Below are 23,540 nucleotides of genomic sequence, written 5' to 3'. Positions count from 1 at the left end.
CTCCTTTAGGCTGGGCGCCATGGCAGAGCTGCGGCGATCTCCGCTGTACGACCGGCATGTGGCGCTCGGCGCGAAGCTCGCGGAGTTCGGCGGCTGGGAGATGCCGATCGAGTACGCGGGGCGCGGCGTCCTCGCCGAGCACCAGGCGGTGCGCACCGCGGTCGGTGTCTTCGACGTCAGTCATCTCGGCAAGGCGGAGGTCACCGGTCCCGGTGCGGCGGCGTTCGTCAACGCCTGCCTGACCAACGACCTCGCCCGCATCCAGCCCGGTCAGGCCCAGTACACCCTGTGCTGCACCGAGGACGGCGGGGTCGTCGACGACCTGATCGCCTATCTGATCTCGGACGAGCACGTGCTGCTCGTCCCGAACGCGGCGAACAACGCCGAGGTCGCCGCCCTGCTGGCCGCCGCCGCACCGCCCGCGGTGACGGTCACCAACCGGCACGCCGACCTGGCGGTCCTCGCCGTGCAGGGACCCGCCGCACCCCGGCTCGTCGCCGCGCTCGAACTGCCGACCGACGGCGCGTACATGAGTTTCGTCGAGGCATCGTGGAAGGGTCTGCCGGTCATCGTCTGCCGCTCCGGCTACACCGGTGAACGGGGCTTCGAGCTGCTGCCCCGCTGGGCGGACGCGCCCGCACTGTGGGACGCCCTGTTCGCCGCCGGCACCGCGTTCGACGTGTCACCCGTCGGCCTCGGCGCCCGGGACACCCTGCGCACCGAGATGGGCTACCCGCTGCACGGTCAGGATCTCTCCCGGTCGATCACCCCGGTGCAGGCCCGGTCGGGCTGGGCGGTCGGCTGGGACAAGCCGTCCTTCTGGGGGCGCGACGCGCTGCTCGCCGAGCGTGCGGCCGGCGCCGGTCGGCTCCTGTGGGGCCTGCGGGCGACCGGGCGGGCGATCCCGCGCGCCCACATGGCCGTGACCTCGCCCGCCGGCGATCCGATCGGCGAGGTCACCAGCGGAACCTTCTCCCCCTCCCGGCGGGAGGGCATCGGCCTCGCCCTGCTCGACCGCGGGATCACCGAGGGCGCCACCGTCCACGTCGACGTCCGTGGCCGCCCGAGTCCGATGACCGTCGTGCGGCCGCCTTTCGTCGACTCCTCGCCGCGGTAGGTCACCTTTCGCGCATCTTCGACCCCGGACCGCCGCTGGCCCCTGGAGCCGCGCGAAACCGTCTGGTCGGCCCGGCCGGGGCCGGGGTCGCCGCTTCCGGGGTGGGGGCGTGGCGGAGTTGTCGTAGGAATCGGGTAGTAAGGGAGTCGTGGATTCCCAAGCCGCGAACAGCGGAGTCTCCGGCGACGTGGCCAGCACCGCTGATGGTGAGAGGGGCGGCGAACCCGGCGGTGGCCTCGCCGGTCTGGGCGCCACGGGGCGCGGGATGGGGGGCGTGCCGGCCGTCCCGGTGCTGGATGGGGTGGCGATGGCGGCCGCCGTCGCCCGGCAGGGGCAGCTGACCAAGCCGCCGGGGGCGTTGGGGCGCCTCGAGGAGCTGTCGGTCTGGATCGCCGGGGTGCAGGGGGTGTGCCCGCCGCGGGCGTTCGCGCGGGTGCGGGCCGTGATCGTCGCGGCGGATCACGGTATCGCCAGTGTGGGTGTGTCGGCGTTTCCCAGCGATGTGACCGCCCAGATGGTGGCGAACTTCGCCGCGGGCGGGGCGGCGGTCAACGTGCTCGCCCGGCAGGTCGGTGCCGAGGTGCGGGTGGTGGATGTCGCGGTCGACACCCCGGAGCCGGCCACTCCGGGCGGGGTCGACGGCAGCGCGCCGCCGGGGCGTTACCGGGTCCGGCGGGCGAGTGATCGGATCGACCGCGCGGACGCGCTCAGCGTCGAGGAGGGGGAGCGGGCCTTCGACATCGGGCGCATGATCGCCGACGAGGAGGTGGATGCCGGCGCCGATCTGCTGGTGCCCGGCGAGATGGGGATCGGGAACACGACGCCGGCGGCCGCGGTCGTCGCGCTGCTGACGGGGCGGGAGCCGATCGAGGTCGTCGGGCGCGGCACGGGTATCGATGACGCGCGGTGGATGGTGAAGACCGCGGCGATCCGGGATGCGATGCGCCGCGGCCGGCCGTTCGCCGACAACGCGCACACGGTGCTGCGCGTCGCCGGCGGTGCGGATCTGATGGCGCTCGCCGGCCTGCTGGTACAGGCGGCGGTGCGGCGCACCCCGGTGGTGCTCGACGGGGTGATCGTCTGCGCGGCGGCGCTGGCGGCCGAGCACATCGCGCCGGGGGCGAAGAACTGGTGGGTCGCCGGCACCCGCTCGCCGGAACCAGCCCAGGCCCACGCGCTGGGCGCGCTCGGGCTCACCCCGCTGCTCGACGTCGGGCTGCGCCTGGGCGAGGGCACCGGCGCGCTGCTGGCCGTCCCACTGGTGCGGGCGGCGCAGGCGACGCTCGCCGAGATGGCCACCTTCGATCAGGCGGGGGTGAGTGGGAAGGCCGAGTCGGATGAGGCGCCTGGCTCCGGCGAGCACCCGCAGGAGCTCGATGCCACGTGACGGTCGCCCTGCGGACGGCCTTCTCGCTGCTGACCGTCGCACCGGTGCGCGGGCCGGGGCGGCTCGACCGGCGTGTCGCCGGCCGGGCGATGGCCCTGGCTCCGCTGGTGGGGCTCGTGCTGGGAGTGGTCGCCGCGCTGGTGGTCTTCGGCCTGCGGGTCTCGACGGGTATGCCGGGCACCCGCACGCAGACGCTGCTGCCCGCCGTGGCGGGTATCGCGGTGCTGGCGCTGGCCACCCGTGGCCTGCACCTGGACGGTCTGGCCGATCTGGCGGACGGGCTCGGGGCCCGGCACGCCGGTGGTCGGGAGCGGGCGCTGGCGGTGATGCGTGAGCCGACCATCGGCGCCTTCGGCGTGGTGGCCGTGCTGTTCGTGGTGCTGTTGCAGGTCACCGCGCTCGGCGCGGCGATCACGGTGCACCGGGGTACCGTGTCGATGCTGGTCGCGGTGATGACCGGGCGGCTCGCGGTGACCCTCGCCTGCGCCAGTTCCGCGCCCGCCGCGCACCCGAACGGTCTCGGCGCGTTCGTGGCCGGTTCGGTCCGGGCCCGCGACGCGCTGGTGGCTTTTGTCGGGGTGTGCGCGGTGGCGGCCCTCGCCGGGCGGTTCGACTACGACGGCGGTGATCTCGAGCGGGCCGCCCGCGCGGTGATCGCGGTGTGTGTCGGGGCCGCGGTCTCGGTGGCGCTGCGGTACTACTTCGTCCGCCGGCTCGGCGGGCTGACCGGGGATGTCCTGGGGGGCCTCGTCGAACTCACCACCGTGGTGACGCTGCTGTTCATGGCGATGACCTATCCGGACTGGCTGCTGCACCTGGTCGGCTCCGACGCGGGTTCGTCCGGGCCACCGGGCTGGCCAGGCCGCCCACGGTGATCATGGCGCTCCGAGGTGTGGTGCTCGGAGCGGACGCTCGCCGGATGTGTGCGCGACGGTGACGGTGACGGTGGGAATCGGATACGTTTCGGGTTGTGTCGGTATCGGCTGATGCGTCGCCTGGTCGCAGGTCGGGCTCGCGGTCACCGGCCGAGCCGGCGCGGCGGCCGATCGGTGCGACGATGGGTGGGCCGGGCGAGGGGATCGCTCGGCGGGTGTTCCTGAGCCACACCGCCGAGCTGCGGGGCTTTCCGCGGGAGCGGTCGTTCGTCGCGGCGGCCGAGCGGGCGGTGGCGCTCGCCGGAGACCAGGTCATCGACATGGAGTACTTCGGTGCCCGCGACGCCGATCCGGCCGAGTTCTGCGTGCGGGCGGTGCGGTCGTCCGACGTCTACCTGGGGCTCATCGCCTTTCGGTACGGCACGACCGTCCCGGGGCAGGCGCGGGTGTCGTACACCGAGCTCGAGTTCGACACCGCGACCGCGGCGGGGATACCGCGGCTGGTGTTCCTGCTGGACTACCACGCCGAGGTTCCCTTCGGCGACTTCGTCGACGAGGCTTACGCCGAACGGCAACGGGCCTTCCGCACGCGGCTGCGGGAGTCCGGCATCATCACCGCCGGTTTCCGTGACGCCGGGGAGCTGGAAACCGCCGTCCTTGACGCGCTGGTCAAGCTGCGCGAGGCCGAACGGCGAGCCGCGGCGGCCGTGACCGCCGACATTGCCGCCACGACCAGCACCGGGGCGTCCACGGAGGCGATGGTCGCCGCACGTCCACCGGCGCCCTGGATGGTGCCGGTCCTGCGGGACGGGTTCGTCCCCCGTCCGGCCCTGGCCGCGGCCGTGCTCGCCGAACTGCGGCCGGGCGCCGGGCCGGTCGTGCTGTACGGCACCGGCGGGATCGGCAAGACGACCCTGGCCCGGGAGGTCTGCCAGCGGGTGGAGATCGCACCCCGGTTTCCGGGTGGACTGCTGTGGGTGACGGTGGGTGAGTCGCTGCGCGGGGCGCAGCTCGCCGACCGGATCAACGATCTCAGCGAGGCCCTGGCCGGTGTGCGCCCGACCCTGTCCGATCCCGAACAGGCCGGCTTCCACCTGGGCACCCTGCTCGCCGGCGACGACCGCCTGCTCGTCATCGACGACGTGTGGAGCCGCGACCAGGTGGAGCCGTTCCTCCAGGGCGGCCCGAACACGATGCGACTGGTCACCACCCGGCTTCGTGACGTTCTGCCCCGCTGCCGCATGATCGAGATCCCGGCGATGCGCAGGGCCGAGGCCATGGCGCTGCTGCTGCGTGACCTGCCCCCCGGATCGCTGCCCGCCGGCACGTCCACCGGCGGCCCGGTGCTGCTGGACGGCTCGGTGCTGCTGGACGGCTCGGTGCTGCTGGACGGCTCGGTGCTGCTGGACGGCTCGGTGGTGCTGGATGGTGCTCTGGCCGAGGGAGCCGAACGGCTGCTGGCCCACACCGGACGCTGGCCGGTGCTGCTCAGCCTCGTCAACCGGGCCCTCGTGCGCTATGTGCGCGACGGCATGAGCCCGGCCCGCGCCGTCGAACGGGTGCGCCGTCGGATGGAACGCCGCGGCCCCACCGGCCTGGACGTCACCCGGGCGGGGCAGCGCGCCGAAGCCGTCGAGGTGACCCTGGCGGCGAGCCTTGACCTGCTCACCGGCCATCGCCTCCAGCGCTACCTGGAGCTCGCGGTCTTCCCCGAGGACGTCGAGGTGCCCCGCGCGATCCTGGACGTCTACTGGGGACGCACCGGAGACCTTGATCCGGACGAGGTCGACGATCTGTGCCAGGAACTCGCCGATCTGTCCCTGGTCGTCACCTACCGGCGGGCCCCCGCCGCGTTGCTGCTCCAGGATGTGCTGCGCAGCTACCTGCGGGTTCGGGTCGGCGCGCCCCGGCTCGCCGAACTCGAGGCCGTTCTGTGCGACGCGTTGCGCGACGCCCACCTCCCGCCGGCGCGTGAGAGCGGCGATCCGTGGTGGCTGCTGCCGGCCTCCGCCAGCTATGCCTGGACGTACCTGGTGGGGCATCTCCTCGGCGCGGGACGGGTCGACGCGGCGGTGGCGCTGCTGGGGGATCTGCGCTGGACGCTGGCCAAACTGGAACGCCCGCAGCTGGGACCGGTGGCACTCGAGGCCGACCTCGCCCTCGCCGCGGCCGCCCGCCCGGGCGATCCCCGGCTCGAGGCACTGCACCGGGTGATCCGGCAGAACGCCCATCTGCTCTCACCCACCGACCCACCGGCGTTCCTCGGCGCGATCCTGCTCAGCCGCCTGGACGGCAGCCCCGAGCTCGCCGCCGCCCGCCGCGCCCTGGCCCGCCATGTGCCCACCCCCCGGTTGACCGGCGGCTGGCCCCGACCCGACCAGCCGCATCCCGCCTTGCGGCGCACCCTGGTCGGCCATCGGCGCACGATCGGGGGACTCGCGGCCGCCGCGGACAGCGGCCTGCTCGCCTCCGCCGGTACCGACGGCACCGTGCGGCTCTGGCAGGTCCCCGATGGTCCGGGCCGTCGGGTGCTGCGCGGTCACACCGGGGCGGTCCACGCCTGCGCCCTGTCCCCGGACGGCACCCTGGTCGCCTCCGCCGGCGCCGACGGCACCGTCCGGCTGTGGCCGGCTCCCTCCACCTGGGACGACGCGCCACCCCTCGCCACCGACGTCGCCGGGGAGAGCGACGTCGCCGAGGAGAGCAAGGCCGCTGGTGTGGCTGTTACCGCTGGTGCCGGCGGTTCGTCCGCTGGGCCGCGGGTGCTGCGGGGCCCGGCCGGGGCGGTCACCGACTGCGCGTTCACACCCGACGGGCAGCGGATTCTCGCGGTGGGTGTGGACGGGGTGCTGCGCTGCTGGCAGGTGCGCGACGGCGCGGTCGTGTTCACCGTGGCGGTCACCGACGCGCCGCTGCGGTGCTGCCTGGCGGCCGAACACGGCCGCTGGATCGCGGTCGCGGGTGACGACGGCATCGTGCGGATCTGTGATCCGAGGACCGGCCGTCCGAACGCGCTTCTGGTCGGCCACACCGGTGCGGTGTTGTCGCTGACCGCGCCCCCGGTCGGCACCTGGGTCGGCTCGTCCGGCGCCGACGGCACGTTCCGCCGCTGGACGAACGATCCGGACCCCACGCGGACCGCGTCCTGCGACCGGTCGCCGTCCAGGGGCTGGCGGGAGGTGTGGATGATCCGTGAGCAGGCCGGGGCGATCCGCGCCGCCGCGGTCGGACGGGACGGGAACCTGCTGGTCACGACGAGCTGGGAGGGCGCGGTCCGTCTGTGGGATGTCCGCGGCGGAGCACACCGCGTGGATCTGACCGGGGCGATCGGCAGCCGCCACTGTGTCCTGTCCCCGGACGGAAGCTGGGTGGCGGCCTCGGGTCGCTACGGGACGATCCGGCTGTGGTCCACCGACGTCGACCTGCCCCGGCCATCCGCCACCGGGCGTGAGCACCAGATGCGTGGCGCCGCTGTCGTGCGTATCCGCCCCACCCCGACCTCCGACCTTTCGGACGACCCCGCCTCCACCGGGGAACGGGGCCGGCCGGTGGTCGTGACCTACACCGATGGTGGCAACACCGCCGTCTGGGATCTGGAGACCGGTGAGCCGACCGGGGTGACGCTGGCCGGTCACGTCGACATGATCCGTGGTGTCGGGGCCGCGCCGAACGGGTCCTGGGTGGTCGTACCGGGCAACCTCGCCGCCCTGCGCCGCGTTGACCCGGCCACCGGAGCGGTGCTTTCCACGATGACCGCGACCACCGAGATCAAGGCGTTCGCCGTTGCTCCCAGCGGCACCTGGATCGCCGCCAGCTGCGCTGATGGCACCCTGCAACGCTGGGACGCGATCAGTGGACGGCCACTGTCGGCGCCCCTGCCCGCGCATGTGGGAATGGCGGTGGCCTGCGCGGTGAGCCCGGACGGTCGCTGGATCGCCACCGGCGGCGAGGATCGCCTCGTCCGGCTGTGGACCACCGCCCTGGTCTGCCACCGGACGTTCTCGGGCCACCTGGACAACGTGCTCGGCGCGGACTTCGCCCCCGACAGCCGGCTGCTCGCGACCGCCGGCGCCGACCACACGGTGCGCGTCTGGCGGCTGGACGACGGCGATCCCGTCGCGACGCTGACCGGCCACAACCACACCGTGCGCGACGCCCGGTTCTCCCCGGACGGCTCCCTGCTGGCCACCGCCGGCGGCGACGGCGCGTTGTGGATCTGGGACACGGCCAGCTGGCGGCCGGTGACCATGATGCGCTTCGACGGCGCCGCCCGCTCCTGTGCCTGGCTGCCCGCCGACCTCGGCCGCGGCATCATCGTCGCGAGCTCCGCCGGCCTGTTCCGCTACGACTACGAGCCCTGAGCCGGGCCACCTGTCCCACCCGGGCCACCCGGCTCTCCCGGGACGCCGACCTGTCCGCCGGGGAGGTCGACCTGGCTAGGGCCGCAGGGGGACGGCGACGCCGGCGATGACCTGGCACACCTCGTCGGAGGCGGCGGCGAGTGCGGCGTTGGCCCGTCCGAGGGCATCGCGGAAACGCCGTCCGACGGGCGTCGCCGGGACGACGCCGGAGCCGACCTCGTCCGAGACCGCCACCACCCGCCTCGCGGTGTTGCGCCACGCCTCGACCAGCTCCGCCGTGTGTGCCTCGAGCCCGTCTCCGTCCGGTGAGGCCGGTGCGTCCGGCGAATCCAGATGGGCGGCGATCCACAGGCCGATGCCGTCGATGAGCAGCGGGGGACCATCCGTGCTCAGCAGGCCGACCAGATCGAGGGACTCCACCGTGGTCCAGGCCGCGGGCCGGCGGGCCTGGTGCGCCGCGATCCGGGCCGCCCACTCGGCGTCGGAGGCGTCCGCCGGTGCGGAGGTCGCGACGTACACCACCGCCGGTTCGCCCAGCAGCCGCCGCTCGGCCTCGGCCGACTTCCCCGACCGGGCGCCACCGAGCACCAGCGTCCGCCTCGGCACCACCGCCGCCACGACGGTCGCCGCCGGCACGGACGTGGGCGCCGGTACCGCGGTGGGGCGGGGGCCGGGGGTGATGTCGAGGGATTCGCCGTCGTGGGGGGCACGGGCGCCGACGTGGGCGAGGCGGCGGGCCAGTTCGTCGCCGGGCGGATTGCGGTGACTCAGGTGGACGGCGAGGATCTCGGTGCCCTGGTGGATCGCGCCCCGGCGGCGCAGTTCGCCGACGAGCTCGCCGAAGGTGTCCAGGCCGAGGTGTTCGCCGAAGCCAGGCCGGTCGCCGTTGTTCTCCTCGAGCGCCACCACGTCGTACGCCCGGTCCACGACCGCGTCCAGGGTGCTGGCGGGCAGGGGCACGGCGGTGTCGCAGCCGTAGAGCAACCGGGTGCCATCCGGTGCGGTGATGTCGTAGAGGACGGCGGGGCCGATGCTGGCGTCGCCATGGTGGGCGGCGAGCGGGCGCACCTCGTACCGCGCCCCGGCCTCACCCAGCCACAGCGTCCCGCCCGTCCCGGGAGTCCCGCGGGCCCCGGGCGTCCGGTCGGGTTCGGCCGGTCCGGCTGGCACGGCCTCGAGGAAACGCAGCGGGTTGCCCTCACGGTCGGGGTCGCTGCCCTCCCAGCGGGCCAGGAAGGCGCGGCACACCTCGAGCGCCGCCGGCGGCGCGACGACGTCCAGCGGTCGTCCGGCCGCCGTCGACCAGGAGCGCCACATCAGGCTCTCGGGGCCGAGATGGTCCGGATGTGCGTGGCCGACCAGCAGATGGCGCAGCCCGGACAGGCGTACCCCGGACCGGGCCGCGGCCCGGGGCACATCCGGCCCGCAGTCGACGAGCAGCACGTCGTCGACGAGGATCGCGGTCTGACCGCGGACCACGCCGCTACCGCGCGCCCAGGTGCAGGACGCGCAGTCACACCACGGGTTCGGCCAGCCGTCCGCGGAACCGGTGCCGAGCAGCCTCAGCCGCATCGGCGCTCAGCTGTGGCTGTGCGGGTTGCGCTTGCGCTCCCAGCGCGTCATCAGCGCGAGCACGGCGGCCAGGATGAGGATTGCCACGAAGGTGACGATCGTCGCGGCCCACCAGGACAGCGGCGGCTCGTGCTCGGCGGTTTCGGCGGCCAGGACGGCGGCGTTGATGGTGGTGGTGCCCACTCGGGTCGTTCCTCCCAAAGCTGACGGACGGGGTGGCCGGCCCGACGTTACCGGCGTCGCAGACATCCTGACCTGCCGGGCCCCGTCCGCGCCAGTAGCGGGTGGGACCCTGCGTCCGGCCGCAGTGACCGGCCCGCGGGTGGCGTTCGGCACTGGTACAGCGTCGGTCGGTGCGTCCGGCGGCTCGGGGCGCGGTTGGATGAGTACATCGGCCGATCGGTCGATGGTCGAGGGCGACCCGCCTTGCGGGCGTCCACAGCAGTGGGGAGGGGCCGGCGGATGACCTGGACCTGGCGCTATGAGGGTGACGACGGCGCGACGGCAACGGTCGGTGGCGCGGCCGGCTCCGAGTCGTTCACCAGTCAGGGGGACGCCGAGACCTGGCTCGGCGAGACCTGGCGGGAACTGTTCGAGGCCGGGGTCATCCAGGTGACGCTGCTCGACGCCGGCCGCCGCATCTACGGCCCGATGTCCCTGCGCCCCGTGACCTGATCGCACGATGCCGCGCTGGTCGCGGGACGGAGTTGACAACCCGGCGGCTAACGCTGTTAGCTGAGGGTGTGGCTAACGGCATTAGCCGTAGTCTGGGGCTTCGCTTCGGAGGTGTTGCGATCATGGCTGATCACTACCGTGCGCCGGGATGGTTCACCCGTAACGTCGCCAACCGGGCGGTCGCGGGTCTGACCCGGGCCGGGGTGAGCGTGCTGGGCAGCCGGGTGCTGGAGGTGCGCGGGCGCTCCAGCGGCGAGCCGCGGCGCACGCCGGTGAACCTGCTGACGCTGGACGGGCGGCAGTACCTGGTCTCGGCCCGCGGGCACGGGCAGTGGGTGCGTAACGTGCGGGCCGCCGGTGGGGATCTCACCCTGCTGCGCGGCCGTGGCCGCACCCGCTACCTGGCCAGCGAGGTCGCCCCCGACGACAGCGTCGACGTGCTGCGCGCCTATCTGGCCCGCTGGAAGGCCGAGGTCGGCGTGTTCTTCGAGGGCGTCGGTCCGAACTCGTCCGACGAGCAGATCCGCCGGATCGCTCCCCGCCACCCCGTCTTCGCCCTCACCCCGCGATGACGTCGACCCCGCCGCTGCCGCTGCCGCGGATCGCGGTGCGGCCGGAGCCGGCGCGTCCCCCGGCGCGGGTCGCGGAGATCCTCGCGGCGGCCCGCGACATCCTGGAGCGAGAGGGCGCGGACGCGCTCACGATGCGCCGGATCGGCGAGGTGCTCGGCATCCGGGCGCCGTCGCTCTACAAGCATCTGGCCAGCAAGGACGCGCTGGCGGCGGGGCTCGCCGAGGTCGCCCTCGCCGAGGTCGGCGAGCATCTGCACAGGGCGGTGGACGAGGCTGACGCCGGCGCGGTGGTGGCGGCGCTGATCGGCGCCTACCGCGGCTACGCCCTGGCCCATCCGAACCTCTATCGGATGTTCACCGCCGGCCGGCTGCCCCGCGCCACACTGTCGAGCGGACTCGAACAGTGGGCGGGGGAACCGTTCTACCGGGCGACCGGTGACCCGTACCGGGCGCAGGCCCTGTGGGCGGCCGCCCATGGGGCCGTCCTGTTGGAACTCGAGGAGCGTTACCTGCCGGGTTCCGACCTCGACCGGACCTATGCGGCGCTCGCCGAGGCGTTCACCGCATAGCCGGTCAGGGGGTGCGGCCGGTCAGGGGGTGCGGCCGGTCAGGGAAGTGCGGATGGTCAGGGGTGGGCGCGGCTCAGGAACGGGTGATGACGTCGGCGAGGACGTCGTCGATGCGCTTGAGGATCGCCGGGTCCAGGGTGACGCCCGAGGCCTTCACGTTCTCGGTGACCTGCTCCGGGCGGGACGCACCGATGATCGCCGAGGCGACGTTGTCGTTCTGCAGCACCCAGGCGACGGCGAGCTGGGCCATCGACAGGCCCGCGTCCTGCGCGATCGGCCGCAGGTTCTGCACCGCGGCCAGGACCTCGTCGGCGATCAGCCGGGAGATCATCTGGGCGCCGGACTTGTCGGTGGCGCGGCTGCCGCTCGGCGGGGGCTGGCCGGGCAGGTACTTGCCGGTGAGTACACCCTGAGCGATCGGCGACCAGACGATCTGCGAGATGCCGGCCTGCTCGCAGGTGGGCACGATGTCGGACTCGATCACCCGCCACAGCATCGAGTACTGCGGCTGGTTGGAGATGATCCGGTCCAGGCCGAGCTCGCCGGCGATCCGCACGGCGTCGCTGATCTGCTCGGCGGTCCACTCGGACACCCCGATGTAGAGCACCTTGCCGGCGCGGACCAGGTCGTCGAACGCCCGCAGCGTCTCCTCCAGCGGCACCGTCTCGTCGTAGCGGTGCGCCTGGTAGAGATCGATGTGGTCGGTGCGCAGCCGGCGCAGTGAGGCGTTCGCAGACTCGATGATGTGCTTGCGGCCCAGGCCCTTGTCGTTCTCGCCGGGGCCGGTCGGCCAGAAGACCTTGGTGAACAGCTCGTACGACTCACGCCGGACGCCGTCCAGAGCCTCGCCGAGCACACTCTCGGCCTTGGTGGCGGCGTACACGTCAGCGGTGTCGAAGGTGGTGATGCCCTCGTCGAAGGCGGCGCGCACGCAGGCGGTCGCCGCCTCGGCCTCGATCTTGTCCCCGTGGGTGAGCCAGTTCCCGTAGGAGATCTCGCTTACCGACAGGCCAGTACGTCCCAGACGTCGATGTCTCACCCGAACAACCTATGACCAACTGGCTGATCCGGCCACGGCATGTCTCCCGCGCCGAGCATTGCGGCGAGCATCCGTGGGCGAACCGTTCAGGTCCACCAGGTGACGGCGGACGGGTCGGGAACCAGGCCGTCCGCCCAGTCGACGTCGAGGTGCTCGCCAGGTCCACTCGGGTCGGTGATCTCGTTGACAAAGATGATGTGCGCGAGCCCCTCCGTGGTCGTCTCCGGATCGAACATCGAAGCGAATGCGGAGAGCTGGTAGTGCTGGCCGATGACCGGACCGCCGGCTCCCTCTCGGTACAGCATCACCACATGGTCGGAGTCGAGCACACGGCCGCCGACCCAGGTCGTTCTCTCCCCGAGCCCGCGTGCTGGATTCTGGAGCTGTTCTCGAACCAGTCTCAGTAGAAGATCCGGATCATGGGACACTGTCGGCTCCTGCCCGTGTGGCAGCTGTTCCTGGGCGGACCGAATGGTATGGGCTCCCATGTCCGAACGCCTCCGGATATTCACCCGGGTCGTGGTGGGCAGCGAACCGCACACGACCCCACTCCCACGACGACCCGGGCAGGCAGGGCTACGGCGTGGGGTTGGCGCGGGAGACGCGCGGGCGGGGTAGGCGCCAACGGCGCGGCAACAGGGCGCGCTGGGCGGCGTAGGCGCGCACCCGCACCCGGGAGTCGGGGTAACGGGCGGCGACCCGCTTGCTGGCCTGCCAGGACAGCAGGACCGAGTCGACCACCACCGCGACGATGCCGACCAGCATCAGCAGCGTCGCGGCCAGCCGGATGGCTCCCACGGGGATCAACCCGCCGACGAAGTAGATGACCGCGGCGATCAGGAAGAACGGGCCGACGTTGATCCGGGTGTCGACGTAGTCGCGGGCCAGCACCCGCTCGGGGGCACGCTCACGCGGTGGCAGCCGGCTGACGTCCCCGGACATCATCGCCGAGCGGTAGTCCTGGCTCTGCTTGCGCCGGGCGGCCCGGGCCTCCTGCTTGTTCGCCGGCTTCTTCGCGGTCGAGACCGTCTGCGTGCGGGCGGCCCGGGCGGCCGAGCGCTTGGGCGTCGGACGGCCCTTGCCGCCCGAGCGGCGCGGGTCGTCGTCGGCAAGCTGCTCGTCGAGGACCGCCGGGGCGTCGGACAAGTCGGGATCGGCGCCCCCACGGCGCTTGAGCAGGGCCATCAGGGCAGAGCCAACATCTGATCGAGTGCCTTCCGAGCAGGGGTGGCCACGTCCGGGTCGACCGTGATCTGGTTCGGCGTCTCCCCGCGGACGAGGGACTCCAGCGCCCAGACGAGATGCGGCATGTCGATCCGGTTCATGGTGGAGCAGAAACACACCGTACGGTCCAGGAAGACAATCGTCTTGTCGGGGTGGCGGGTGGAAAGCCGCCGCACGAGGTTCAGCTCGGTGCCGATGGCGAACGCGCTGCCGGGGGGCGCGGCGTCGACGGCGGCGATGATGTACTCGGTCGAGCCGACCAGATCCGCCGCGGTCACCACCTCACGGCGGCACTCCGGGTGCACCAGCACGGTGACACCGGGTACCCGGGCGCGCACCTCGTCCACGCTCTGCCTGGTGAAGCGCCCGTGTACCGAGCAGTGGCCGCGCCACAGGATCATCTTCGCGTCGCGCAGCTGGGCCTGGCTGAGCCCGCCGCGGGGGCGCCGCGGGTCGTAGACGACGCAGTCGGCCTCGGTCATCCCGAGTTCGGCGATCGCGGTGTTGCGCCCGAGGTGCTGGTCGGGCAGGAACAGCACCCGCTCGCCGCCGCGTGCGCCGAAGGCCCACTCCAGTGCCCGTCGTGCGTTCGAGGACGTGCAGATGGTGCCGTCGTGACGGCCGGTGAACGCCTTGATCGCGGCCGAGGAGTTCATGTAGCTCACCGGCACGGTGGTGGCCTCGACCCCGGCGTCGGCCAGGTCGTCCCAGGCCTGTTCGACCTGCTCGGCGGTGGCCATGTCGGCCATCGAGCAGCCCGCGGCCAGGTCCGGCAGGATCACCTTCTGGTGCGGGCCGGTGAGGATGTCGGCGCTTTCGGCCATGAAGTGCACACCGCAGAAGATGATCGCCTCGGCCTCGGGGCGGGCCGCGGCGAGCTGGGCGAGCTTGAACGAGTCGCCGGTGACGTCGGCGAACGCGATCACCTCGTCGCGCTGGTAGTGGTGCCCGAGGATGAACACCCTCTCCCCGAGGGTGGCCTTCGCGGCGGCGGCCCGGGCGGCGAGGTCCGGGTCCGCGGCCGGCGGCAGGTCACCCGGGCAGTCGACACCGCGCTCGCTGGCCGGATCCGCGCCGCGCCCCAGCAGCAGCAGCGCCAGGGGCGACGGGGCGGTACCCACCGCCGCGAGACCAGGATCCGGGCCCGGGTTTGGCCCTGGGTTCGGCGCCTGGTTCGGGTTCGGCCCCGGGTTCGGGTTCGGGTGGACGAGAGCGGACGGCGTGCGGGACGGGTTGTGCTCGAGGGCCGGGTTGATGGTCATGACACTCCTCCGGTCGGCCGGCCCGTGAGCCTGGCCGCCTGTCATGTGTGCCGGCCGGCCAGCGCACCCGCCGTGGCCGTCCGCGAATGGTCGATGAGACTCTAACTCCCCTGGGCGTCATCGTATGCGCGGATGTGGTGTCTCGGGGGCGACTCGTCGTGGGGGTCACCGAGCGGCGGTCGTGGCTCGGCGGGGCCCCGCCCGCGCGGGTGCCAGCCGGTCTCCCGGGGCGGTGTTCGCGCCCCTGTGACGCGTGATGTCCCACGTCGCAGGGGGTCAAGACGCCGGTCCGCCCCCGCTGGTGGGCCAGGTGTCCCGCGGCGATGGGCCGGGTGGGTAACCACCGAGGACATAACCCAAGGTGACGGGGGTCTCGTGGTGGACCGGATCGTGCCGTGGTCGGTCCTGCTCGGTCTCGCTACCATGGGAAGCGGATCCCGTCCGATGGTGTTGGGCATGGATGTCGGCGCACTGGCTGTGCCGTGTCCGGGGCGTCTGCCGGGAGTGGAGGCGTCGCGGGCAGTACCGCAAGCGACACCTGACCGGAAAGCGACCGACCGGAAACGCACTACCCGACCGGAACCAGTGGCCCGGCCCCGCCAGGCCACATCACAGCATGGGCAGGAGAAGTCTCTATGACCGTTCAGGACACGACGGAGACCGCGACGCAGTCCTCGGCCGTCACCCTCACCGAGATGGCCGCTGGCAAGGTGAAGACCCTGCTGGAGCAGGAGGGCCGGGATGACCTCAAGCTGCGCATCGCGGTGCAGCCGGGTGGTTGCTCGGGCATGCGTTACCAGCTGTTCTTCGACGAGCGGTCCCTGGACGGCGACACCGTCCTGGACTTCGCCGGCGTCAAGGTCGCCGTTGACCGGATGAGCGTCCCGTACCTCGGTGGCGCGACGATCGACTTCGTCGACACGATCGAGAAGCAGGGCTTCACGATCGACAACCCCAACGCGCAGGGTTCCTGCGCCTGCGGCGACTCGTTCAACTAGCACCAACCGGTGGCCCCTCGCGGGCCGCCGCACCCCGCATCGCCTCGAAGCCCCCCCCGCGGCCCCCCCCGGGCCCCGGGGGGGCTTCGTCGTACCGGTAGGCTGCACGATCGTGGATATCGCCCTTACCGGTTCGATCGCTACCGACCACCTGATGCGCTTTCCGGGACGGTTCGCCGAGCAGCTGCTCGCCGACCAGCTCGAGAAGGTCTCGCTGTCGTTCCTGGTGGACGAACTCGTGGTGCGACGCGGCGGCGTCGCCGCCAACATCGCGATCGGCCTGGGCCGCCTCGGCCTTCGCCCGATCCTCGTCGGAGCGGTCGGGTCCGACTTCGGCGACTACCGCGCCTGGCTGGACAGCCACGGGGTGGACACCAGCGTGCTGCGGGTGAGCTCGAGCGCGCACACCGCCCGGTTCGTCTGCACCACCGACCTCGACCTCAACCAGATCGCCTCCTTCTACCCGGGTGCGATGGACGAGTCCGCCGACATCGAGCTGGCGCCGATCGCCGAGCGGTTCGGCGGGCTGGACCTGGTCGTCGTCAGCCCCAACAACCCCGTCGCGATGCTGCGCCACGCGCAGGAGGCCCGTGAGCGCGGCTACGCGTTCGCCGCCGACCCGTCCCAGCAGCTCGCCCTGCTCGACGGCCCGCAGATCCGGGAGCTCCTCAACGGCGCGGCCTACCTGTTCTGCAACGAGTACGAGAAGGCGCTGCTGGCCAGCAAGACCGGCTGGTCGGACGAGGACATCCGCGGCGTGGTCGGTGTACGGGTCACCACCCACGGCAAGGACGGCGTGGTGATCGAGGCGCCGGGTCAGGACCTGATCCGGGTGCCCGTCGTCCCCGCCCGCGACACCCCGGACCCGACCGGTGTCGGCGACGGTTTCCGCGCCGGTTTCCTCGCCGGCCTGTCCTGGGGTCTCCCGCTCGAGCGGTCCGCCCAGGTGGGCGCGCTCATCGCCACCCTGGTGCTCGAGACCGTCGGCCCGCAGGAGTACGAGGTCGACCCGGCCGAGGCGGTCAAGCGCCTCGCCGAGGCCTACGGCGAGTCCGCCGCCGCCGAGATCGCCGAGCATCTGCCCACCGCCTGATCACATGCCCCGGCCTGCCCGGTCTGGCCTGCCCGGCCAGGTGTGCGGCCCGGGCAGGGGCCACCGGACGTCCTGCCCGATGTGGGGTCCGTCGTCGTCCGCGGTCGGGGCCGCTCAGCTCCGACGGCGGACGACGAACTCCTCGCCGCCGGTGGGCAGGGGGCGTGAGGACACCAGTTCCTGGCGCCGCAGCCGGCACCAGGCGGCGACGTCCGGGCCGGCGGCGGGATCATCCGCCCACAGCGTGATCGTGTCGCCGTCGGCGAGGGTGACGATGGCCCGGGCGAGATCGATGATCGGCAGCGGGCAGCGCCGACCACGCGCGTCCACCATGGTCGTGCCGTCGGGGGTCATGCCGTCGGGGTCATAGCGTCGGGTCCAGGTCCGCGGCGCCGAAACGGGCGCGGACCTCACGTACGACGCCCGGCAGGACGGCGAGCAGCGCGTCGACGTCGGCGCGGGTGGAGTCCCGGCCGAAGGAGACCCGCAGGTTGCCGTGGGTGAGGGCGCCCATCGCCACCAGCACATGGCTCGGCGTGAGGGCGTCCGAGGTGCAGCTGGAGCCGGAACTGACCGCGATCCCGGCCCGGTCCAGCCCGTCGAGCAGGGCCTCTCCCGCCACGTACAGGCAGGAGAAGGCACAGATGTGGCGGACGGACCCGTCGGGCGAGGGATCGCCGAGCAGTTCGACCCCGTCGATCAGCGTGGGGAGCCGGCCGCGTAGTTCGGCGCCGAGCGCGGCCAGCCGCGGACCCTCGGCGTCGAGCTCGCTGCCGCGGGCCGCCAGCGCCGCGGCGGTGGCGACGATCGACGGGACGTCCGGGAAGCCGGGGACCCGGCCGCCCTCCCGTTCGTCCGTCGGGCCGGGGGAGCGCCAGCGGGTGCCGGTGCGCACCGCCAGCAGGCCCACCCCGGCCGGACCGCCGAACTTGTGCGCGCTCGCGGTCAGCAGGTCCGCCCCGAGGGCACGCAGGTCCACCGGGATATGCCCGACCGTCACGGCCGCGTCGGTGTGCAGCGGGACGCCGGCCGCGTGCAGCCGCTCGGCCACCTCGGCGACCGGCTGCAGCACGCCGACCTCGTGGTTGGCGTGCTGCAGGCTCGCCACCGCGGTGCCTGGCGGGGCGGTGAAGGCGGCGGGGTCGACCCGGCCGAACGCGTCCACGCCGACCTGGACGACCCGTCCGCCGGCCTGTTCGTGGTGGGCGGCGGCGTGCAGGACGCACGAGTGCTCGACCGCGCTGACCACCACCACATCACCGGCGCGGCGGCGGGCGGCGGCCGTGCCCAGCAGTGCGGCGCTGGCCGCGGCGGTGCCACTGGAGGTGAAACTGATCTCGTCTGGACGGGCCCCGAGATCCGACGCCACGGACTCGCGGGCCGCGTCCAGCAGCATCCGCGCGCGGCGCCCCTCCCGATAGAGCCGAGCCGGATCAGCCCAGCCCTCATCCAGTGCTACCAGCAGAGCCTGTCGAGCGGCGGGGTGCAGTGGCGTGGTCGACGCATGGTCGAGATAGGCCGGCACGGCGCTGACGCTACCGCCCTGACGTGCCGGGCGGGGCGTGCATCACAGCCCCTTGATGGGGCCTGAGGCGAGAAGCTGTCGGGCCGCTGAGATACGCTGCTGCCGCACCATCTACAGCGTGTCGAAGACAGCATGTCGTCCGGAGGGATCGACCGGGGTGACATGGCGTTTGCAGGGGTTTCGCGGGATGGCGGAGGACAGCGTTCGCGCCGTCGCCGCGTGCCGCTAGTCGTGGGAGGCAGGACCTGGTGAGCAGATCCTTCGGTCGGACCCGGCCGTCGGTCGCGGATGTTCCGGTCGCGGAGGTCCCGGCCGCGCAGCTCGGAGGCACGCCGACAATGCCGGCTGAATCCGGCGGGGCGCCCGGCGCGCACGGCGGCGGGCAGCGTGCGCACCAGCGCTCGCGTGGCCGCCGGACCCTGCGTATGGTCGGGCCGCTTGCGCTCGTGGGCGTCGCGGCGACCGCCTGCGAGCGACCCAACTTCGGTTATCCCGATGGTGTGACGAACTACTCGCCGCGCCTGCTCAATCTTTGGCAGGGGTCGGCGATCGCGGCGCTCGTCGTCGGCGTCATCGTCTGGGGCATGATCTTTTACGCCGTCGTCGCGTTCCGTAAGCGCAGCGACGTGCTTCCCCGGCAGATTCGTTACAACCTGCCGGTCGAAATTCTGTACACGGTCGTGCCGGTGGTCATCGTGGTCGGCATGTTCTACTACACGGCCCGGGACGAGTCGGAGGTCACCAAGCTCTCCGCCAACCCGGACGTGACGGTCAATGTCGTCGGCTTCCGGTGGAACTGGCAGTTCAAGTACCTCGACCCCGGCGTCGGCCCGAAGACCCCGAACCAGAACCAGATCGAGGTCACCGGCCGTCCGGGCGAGCCCGCCGTGCTGGTGCTGCCGCAGAACCGCTCGATCCGGTTCGTGGAGACGTCCCCGGACGTCATCCACTCCTTCTGGGTCCCCGAGTTCCTCTTCAAGCGGGACGTCATACCTGGTCGGATCAACCAGTTCGAGCTGACGGTCACCAAGACCGGTACGTTCATCGGCCGCTGCGCCGAGCTCTGCGGCACCGACCATGACCGGATGAACTTCTACGTCAAGGTCGTGCCCGAGGCCGAGTACGACAAGTTCATCACGGAGCGACTGAACGCTCCCGTCTCGTCGTCGTCCGCGTCGTCGTCGACGGCATCGTCGTCGAGCACGCAGACGCAGGCCGCGGGAGCGCTCACCGCGGTCACCGCCACCACCTCCGGGAGCGGACAGTGACCCTGGTGCACGAAACGGGCGTCGGCCACGCCGAGCCCGACCTACCCCACCTACCCAAGCGGACGAACCTGCTTGGCTACCTGCGCACGACGTCACACAAGGACATCGCAGTGATGTACTTCGTGACGTCGCTCGGGTTCTTCCTGTTCGCAGGCGTGCTCGCGGTCCTGATGCGGGCCGAGCTCGCCCGGCCAGGGCTGCAGTACTTCGGCAACGAGCAGTACAACCAGCTGTTCACCATGCACGGCACGCTGATGCTGCTGATGTTCGCGACACCGATCGCGTTCGCCTACGCGAACCTGTTGGTGCCGCTGCAGATCGGCTCGCCGGACGTCGCCTTCCCGCGGCTGAACGCGCTGTCGTACTGGTTGTTCCTGTTCGGCAGCCTCACGGTGGTCGCGGGCTTCCTGACCCCGAACGGCGCCGCGTCGTTCGGCTGGTTCGCCTACGCGCCACTGAGCAACGACGTCTACTCCCCGGGCGCCGGATCCGACCTGTGGATCATGGGCCTGGTGGTGTCGGGTCTGGGCACCATCCTCGGTGGTGTCAACATGATCACCACGATCCTGTGCCTGCGCGCCCCCGGCATGACGATGTGGCGACTGCCGATCTTCTGCTGGAACTTCCTGGTCACGTCGATCCTCGTGCTGATCGCCTTCCCGGTGCTCGCCGCGGCGCTGCTCGCGCTCGAGGCCGACCGGCGCTTCGGCGCGCACGTGTTCGACGCGGCCAACGGCGGGGCGCTGCTCTGGCAGCACCTGTTCTGGTTCTTCGGGCATCCCGAGGTGTACATCCTGGCGCTGCCGTTCTTCGGCATCGTCAGTGAGATCCTGCCGGTGTTCTCCCGCAAGCCGCTGTTCGGCTACAAGGGCCTCGTCTACGCCACCATCGGCATCGGCGCCCTGTCGGTCGCGGTGTGGGCGCACCACATGTTCGTCACCGGTGCGGTGCTCCTGCCGTTCTTCGCCTTCCTGTCGTTCCTCATCGCGGTGCCGACCGGGATGAAGTTCTTCAACTGGATCGGCACGATGTGGCGGGGTCAGCTCACCTTCGAGACACCGATGCTGTTCTGCATCGGCTTCCTGGTGACGTTCCTGTTCGGTGGTCTGACCGGTGTGCTGCTGGCCAGCCCGCCGATCGACTTCCACGTGAGCGACAGCTACTTCGTCGTCGCCCACTTCCACTACGTCGTGTTCGGCACGGTGGTGTTCGCGGCGTACGCCGGGACCTACTTCTGGTTCCCGAAGGTCACCGGCCGGATGATGAACGACCGCCTCGGAAAGATCCACTTCTGGACGGTGTTCATCGGCTTCCACGCCACCTTCCTCGTCCAGCACTGGCTGGGCCTGAAGGGCATGCCGCGCCGGTACGCCGACTACAGTGCGTCCGACGGGTTCACCACACTGAACACGTTCTCCAGCGCCGGATCGTTCCTGCTGGCGCTGTCGACGTTGCCGTTCCTGTACAACCTCTGGCATTCGTACCGCAAGGGCCAGCTGGCCATCGTGGACGACCCCTGGGGCTACGGCAACTCGCTGGAGTGGGCGACCTCCTGCCCACCGCCGCGGCACAACTTCACCTCACTGCCCCGGATCCGCTCCGAGCGGCCAGCGTTCGACCTGCACTTCCCGGCCGCGGTCGGCCGGGTCGACTACCATGCGACACCCGAGATCAGCTAGGAGAGCGGCGATCGTATGAAGGTGGAAGGCATCATCTTCAGCTTCTTCGGCCTGTTTGCCGGAGCGGCGGCGCTGGTCTACTGGTTCTGGTCCAAGGACCCGACCGGCACCGCGGCCCTGACCCTCACCACGGGTCTGGGTTTCCTCGTCGGTGGCTACCTGATGTTCACCGGCCGCCGCATCGGCATGCGTCCGCAGGACCTGCCCGATGCCGAGATCGCCGACGGCGCCGGCGAACTCGGTCACTTCACCCCCGGCAGCTACTACCCGTTCTTCATCGGCGCCAGCGCGGTCACCGCCGCGATGGGCTTCGTGTTCGGGGTCTGGCTGATCGTGCTCGGCGCCGTTCTGGTGGTCTCTTTCGTGACCTGCCTGGTGTTCGAGAACTTCTGGCACCCCCCCGTGCCCGAGGACTGAGCCGAACCCTTTCGACGGTTGGGGCCGGCATCCGCCACTGGTGGATGCCGGCCCCAACCCGTTTCCGCTTTCTGCCCTTTTCCGCTTGTTTCCGCTTGTTTCGACGGCCCGTTGCGGCGCTCCGTCTCCGCGTTCGGACCATCGAGGGTGGTCGAATCGCTGCCAGGTCACGGCCGTGATCATGGGATGCCGAGGCTTGTTCGGGATTCGGGCCGTCCCAGGGCGAAGAGTCCTCGGCGCGAGGTCGCATATCCCTCGGCATGTGGCCTGCGCGGTGGGCTGGCCGCCGCGCGGGGCGGGGAAAGTGCGGGTCTGGGCGGCGGTGCGGCCTGCTGCCGGGCCGGGGGGCTTCCCCACGTCCCCGAATGGTTACCCGTGTGGGTGTGTCTCAGGTGGTTTGTGGGGCGTGGTCGTGCGCGGCCGCGGCGGCCTGGCTGGTGCTGATCCAGCGGTCCAGCACGGTGCGGGCGGCGCCGGAGTCGATGGCGGTGGCGGCGCGGGTGAGGGCCGCGGCGATCTGCTCGGCGACCGGTGCCCGGGTGGGGCCGTCCGCGGCGACCAGGGCGGCGGCAGCGGCCAGCAACACCGTGTCGCGGACCGGGCCTGGCTCACCGTCCAGCACCGCGTGCGCGACCCTGGCGTTGTGGGGGGCGTCCGCACCCCGCAGGGCGGCGATGTCGGGGACGTGGATGCCGACCTCACGTGGGTCGAAGCGTTCGCGTCGGGGCGGCGCCTGCTCCGCCGAGCCCGCGAGGTCCGCTGAGGCCGTGAGGCCCGCCGAGCCCGCCGGGTTGCCGGGGATGACCCAGACGGTGGAGGTGGTCACGGGGCTGAGCTCGTCCAGCCCGTCGTCGCCGCGAAAGACCAGGGCGCGGGTGCCGCGGTCGGCCAGCACCTGGGCGACGACCGGCGCGAGTCGAGCATCGGCGACCCCGATGGACTGTGCCCCGGGGCGGCCGGGGTTCGTCAGCGGGCCGAGGATGTTGAACGCGGTCGGCACGCCGAGATCGGCCCGGATCGGGCCGACGTGCCGCATGGCCGGGTGGAACGTCCGGGCGAAGCAGAACGCGATGTTCGCCGCAGGCAGGCAGGTGGCGACACCGGCGGGCGGCAGGTCCACGACCACCCCGAGTTCGGCGAGCAGATCCGCGGACCCGCAGGACGACGACGCCGCCCGGTTGCCGTGTTTGATCACCGGGACGCCGGCGCCGGCCACCACGAGAGCGGCCATCGTGGAGATGTTGACCGTGTTGGAGCGGTCCCCACCGGTGCCGCAGGTGTCGACGGCGCGTACGCGCAGCTCGGCGGCGACGTCCAGGGGGGCGGCGTGGGCGAGCATCCCCTCGACCAGACCGTCGATCTCCGCCGGGGTCTCGCCCTTGGCCCGCAGCGCCACCACGAAGCCGGCTGTCTGCGCGGGTGAGGCCGCCCCGGCCATGATCTGGTCCATCGCCCAGGCGGTGCCCGTCCGGTCCAGCGGGGTGCCCGCCAGCAGGGTGCCGATCAGGTCGGGCCAGGTGGGCGCGGCAGCCGCCCTCACGCCGCCGGGAGCGCCCGCGACGCCTGAAGCCGAGGTGGTCGTATCGGTCGAGGTGGCTGAGGTGGCAGGAGCGGAGGGGGCCGGGGTCGCGGCGGGGGCCGCGGCGGTGGTGGGGGAGACGGCGGTCTCGAGGGTCATGGTGGGGCCGCTCAGCCGGCGAGCTGGGCGCCGGTGAGCGGCCGGCGCGCCCCCCCCCCCCCCCCCCGGGCCCCCCGCCGCGGCGCCCCCCCCCCCGGGGGCCGGGGGGGGGGCCCCGCCGCGCCCCGCCCCCCGGGCGGGCCCGCCGGGCCCCCGCGCCCCCCGCGGGGGCCACGCCCGGGGTCCACCCGATGGAGCACCCGGAGCAGCCGCCCGGGTGATGTTGGAA

21 protein-coding genes are annotated in these 23,540 nt (G+C 72.4%); 12 read left to right on the top strand and 9 right to left on the bottom strand.

Annotated elements, in window-relative coordinates:
* The first annotated feature begins 19 nt into the window (after positions 1-19).
* The 4 genes from gcvT (at position 20) to MXD61_RS25655 (ending at position 7,740) form a co-directional block, all read left to right on the top strand.
* On the top strand, positions 20-1,117 hold the full coding sequence (gcvT, locus tag MXD61_RS25670; protein WP_248815990.1) for a glycine cleavage system aminomethyltransferase GcvT: 1,098 nt from the start codon (positions 20-22) through the stop codon (positions 1,115-1,117).
* A gap of 265 nt (positions 1,118-1,382) precedes the next feature.
* The gene (gene cobT / locus MXD61_RS25665) at positions 1,383-2,504 is read left to right on the top strand and encodes a nicotinate-nucleotide--dimethylbenzimidazole phosphoribosyltransferase (protein ID WP_248816025.1); all 1,122 of its coding nucleotides are present in this window, start codon (positions 1,383-1,385) and stop codon (positions 2,502-2,504) included.
* Positions 2,501-3,379, top strand: coding sequence for an adenosylcobinamide-GDP ribazoletransferase (locus MXD61_RS25660; RefSeq protein WP_248815989.1), 879 nt, complete (start codon positions 2,501-2,503; stop codon positions 3,377-3,379). The genes cobT and MXD61_RS25660 overlap by 4 nt, the downstream gene beginning before the upstream one ends.
* Positions 3,380-3,561: 182 nt before the next feature.
* The gene (locus tag MXD61_RS25655; protein ID WP_248815988.1) at positions 3,562-7,740 is read left to right on the top strand and encodes a DUF4062 domain-containing protein; all 4,179 of its coding nucleotides are present in this window, start codon (positions 3,562-3,564) and stop codon (positions 7,738-7,740) included.
* 75 nt (positions 7,741-7,815) lie between these two features.
* On the opposite strand, the gene MXD61_RS25650 is transcribed toward MXD61_RS25655, so the two are convergent.
* Both MXD61_RS25650 and MXD61_RS25645 read right to left on the bottom strand, forming a co-directional pair.
* On the bottom strand, positions 7,816-9,312 hold the full coding sequence (locus MXD61_RS25650; RefSeq protein ID WP_248815987.1) for a bifunctional adenosylcobinamide kinase/adenosylcobinamide-phosphate guanylyltransferase: 1,497 nt from the start codon (positions 9,310-9,312) through the stop codon (positions 7,816-7,818).
* A 6-nt stretch (positions 9,313-9,318) separates the two neighbouring features.
* A complete protein-coding gene (locus tag MXD61_RS25645) occupies positions 9,319-9,495 on the bottom strand; it encodes a hypothetical protein (protein WP_248815986.1) in 177 nt (58 codons plus the stop codon).
* A 279-nt stretch (positions 9,496-9,774) separates the two neighbouring features.
* Between MXD61_RS25645 and MXD61_RS25640 the strand changes: the two genes are divergently transcribed.
* The 3 genes from MXD61_RS25640 to MXD61_RS25630 all read left to right on the top strand — a co-directional run bounded on the left by MXD61_RS25640 (position 9,775) and on the right by MXD61_RS25630 (position 11,128).
* Positions 9,775-9,987: a hypothetical protein gene (locus tag MXD61_RS25640; RefSeq protein ID WP_248815985.1), complete on the top strand. Its 213-nt coding sequence runs from the start codon at positions 9,775-9,777 to the stop codon at positions 9,985-9,987.
* 122 nt (positions 9,988-10,109) lie between these two features.
* A complete protein-coding gene (locus tag MXD61_RS25635) occupies positions 10,110-10,559 on the top strand; it encodes a nitroreductase family deazaflavin-dependent oxidoreductase (protein ID WP_248815984.1) in 450 nt (149 codons plus the stop codon).
* A complete protein-coding gene (locus tag MXD61_RS25630; protein ID WP_248815983.1) occupies positions 10,556-11,128 on the top strand; it encodes a TetR/AcrR family transcriptional regulator in 573 nt (190 codons plus the stop codon). Before MXD61_RS25635 ends, MXD61_RS25630 begins: the two co-directional genes overlap by 4 nt.
* 73 nt (positions 11,129-11,201) lie before the next feature.
* Here the strand turns inward: MXD61_RS25630 and MXD61_RS25625 are convergent, their stop codons facing one another.
* The 4 genes from MXD61_RS25625 to nadA all read right to left on the bottom strand — a co-directional run bounded on the left by MXD61_RS25625 (position 11,202) and on the right by nadA (position 14,653).
* Complete coding sequence (locus tag MXD61_RS25625) at positions 11,202-12,167, bottom strand: aldo/keto reductase family protein (RefSeq protein WP_248815982.1); 966 nt, start codon at positions 12,165-12,167, stop codon at positions 11,202-11,204.
* An 86-nt stretch (positions 12,168-12,253) separates the two neighbouring features.
* Positions 12,254-12,472 carry a hypothetical protein gene (locus tag MXD61_RS25620; RefSeq protein WP_248815981.1) on the bottom strand — a complete coding sequence of 73 codons (219 nt, stop codon included), beginning with the start codon at positions 12,470-12,472 and terminating at the stop codon, positions 12,254-12,256.
* 271 nt (positions 12,473-12,743) lie between these two features.
* Positions 12,744-13,352 carry a DUF3043 domain-containing protein gene (locus MXD61_RS25615; RefSeq protein WP_248815980.1) on the bottom strand — a complete coding sequence of 203 codons (609 nt, stop codon included), beginning with the start codon at positions 13,350-13,352 and terminating at the stop codon, positions 12,744-12,746.
* Positions 13,352-14,653 (bottom strand): quinolinate synthase NadA, encoded by a 1,302-nt coding sequence (nadA, locus tag MXD61_RS25610; protein WP_248815979.1) that lies wholly within the window; start codon positions 14,651-14,653, stop codon positions 13,352-13,354. Before nadA ends, MXD61_RS25615 begins: the two co-directional genes overlap by 1 nt.
* A gap of 635 nt (positions 14,654-15,288) precedes the next feature.
* On the opposite strand from nadA, the gene erpA reads away from it, so the two are divergent.
* Together erpA and MXD61_RS25600 are read left to right on the top strand one after the other, a co-directional pair.
* On the top strand, positions 15,289-15,651 hold the full coding sequence (gene erpA, locus MXD61_RS25605) for an iron-sulfur cluster insertion protein ErpA (protein WP_248815978.1): 363 nt from the start codon (positions 15,289-15,291) through the stop codon (positions 15,649-15,651).
* 112 nt (positions 15,652-15,763) lie between these two features.
* Positions 15,764-16,744: a carbohydrate kinase family protein gene (locus tag MXD61_RS25600; RefSeq protein ID WP_248815977.1), complete on the top strand. Its 981-nt coding sequence runs from the start codon at positions 15,764-15,766 to the stop codon at positions 16,742-16,744.
* Between the two features lie 114 nt (positions 16,745-16,858).
* On the opposite strand, the gene MXD61_RS25595 is transcribed toward MXD61_RS25600, so the two are convergent.
* Positions 16,859-17,098 (bottom strand): sulfurtransferase TusA family protein, encoded by a 240-nt coding sequence (locus MXD61_RS25595; protein WP_248815976.1) that lies wholly within the window; start codon positions 17,096-17,098, stop codon positions 16,859-16,861.
* A 10-nt stretch (positions 17,099-17,108) separates the two neighbouring features.
* Positions 17,109-18,269: an aminotransferase class V-fold PLP-dependent enzyme gene (locus MXD61_RS25590; RefSeq protein WP_248815975.1), complete on the bottom strand. Its 1,161-nt coding sequence runs from the start codon at positions 18,267-18,269 to the stop codon at positions 17,109-17,111.
* 248 nt (positions 18,270-18,517) lie between these two features.
* Here MXD61_RS25590 and coxB point away from each other — a divergent pair, with 248 nt between their 5' ends.
* From coxB to MXD61_RS25575, 3 genes are read left to right on the top strand one after another with little or no spacing between them, the layout of a single operon-like run.
* Positions 18,518-19,537, top strand: a complete 1,020-nt coding sequence (coxB, locus tag MXD61_RS25585) for a cytochrome c oxidase subunit II (RefSeq protein WP_248815974.1) — start codon at positions 18,518-18,520, stop codon at positions 19,535-19,537.
* Positions 19,534-21,216: a cytochrome c oxidase subunit I gene (gene ctaD / locus MXD61_RS25580; RefSeq protein WP_248815973.1), complete on the top strand. Its 1,683-nt coding sequence runs from the start codon at positions 19,534-19,536 to the stop codon at positions 21,214-21,216. The genes coxB and ctaD overlap by 4 nt, the downstream gene beginning before the upstream one ends.
* A 15-nt stretch (positions 21,217-21,231) precedes the next feature.
* Positions 21,232-21,633 carry a cytochrome c oxidase subunit 4 gene (locus MXD61_RS25575; RefSeq protein WP_248815972.1) on the top strand — a complete coding sequence of 134 codons (402 nt, stop codon included), beginning with the start codon at positions 21,232-21,234 and terminating at the stop codon, positions 21,631-21,633.
* Between the two features lie 388 nt (positions 21,634-22,021).
* Here the strand turns inward: MXD61_RS25575 and trpD are convergent, their stop codons facing one another.
* Complete coding sequence (gene trpD, locus MXD61_RS25570) at positions 22,022-23,311, bottom strand: anthranilate phosphoribosyltransferase (protein ID WP_248815971.1); 1,290 nt, start codon at positions 23,309-23,311, stop codon at positions 22,022-22,024.
* Positions 23,312-23,540: the final 229 nt, after the last annotated feature.

It is taken from the genome of Frankia sp. AgPm24, assembly GCF_023243055.1.
Classification (GTDB): Bacteria; Actinomycetota; Actinomycetes; order Frankiales; family Frankiaceae; genus Frankia; species Frankia umida.
The sequence above is the reverse complement of the archived record's forward strand: the minus strand, read 5'-3'. Positions and strand labels throughout refer to the sequence as shown.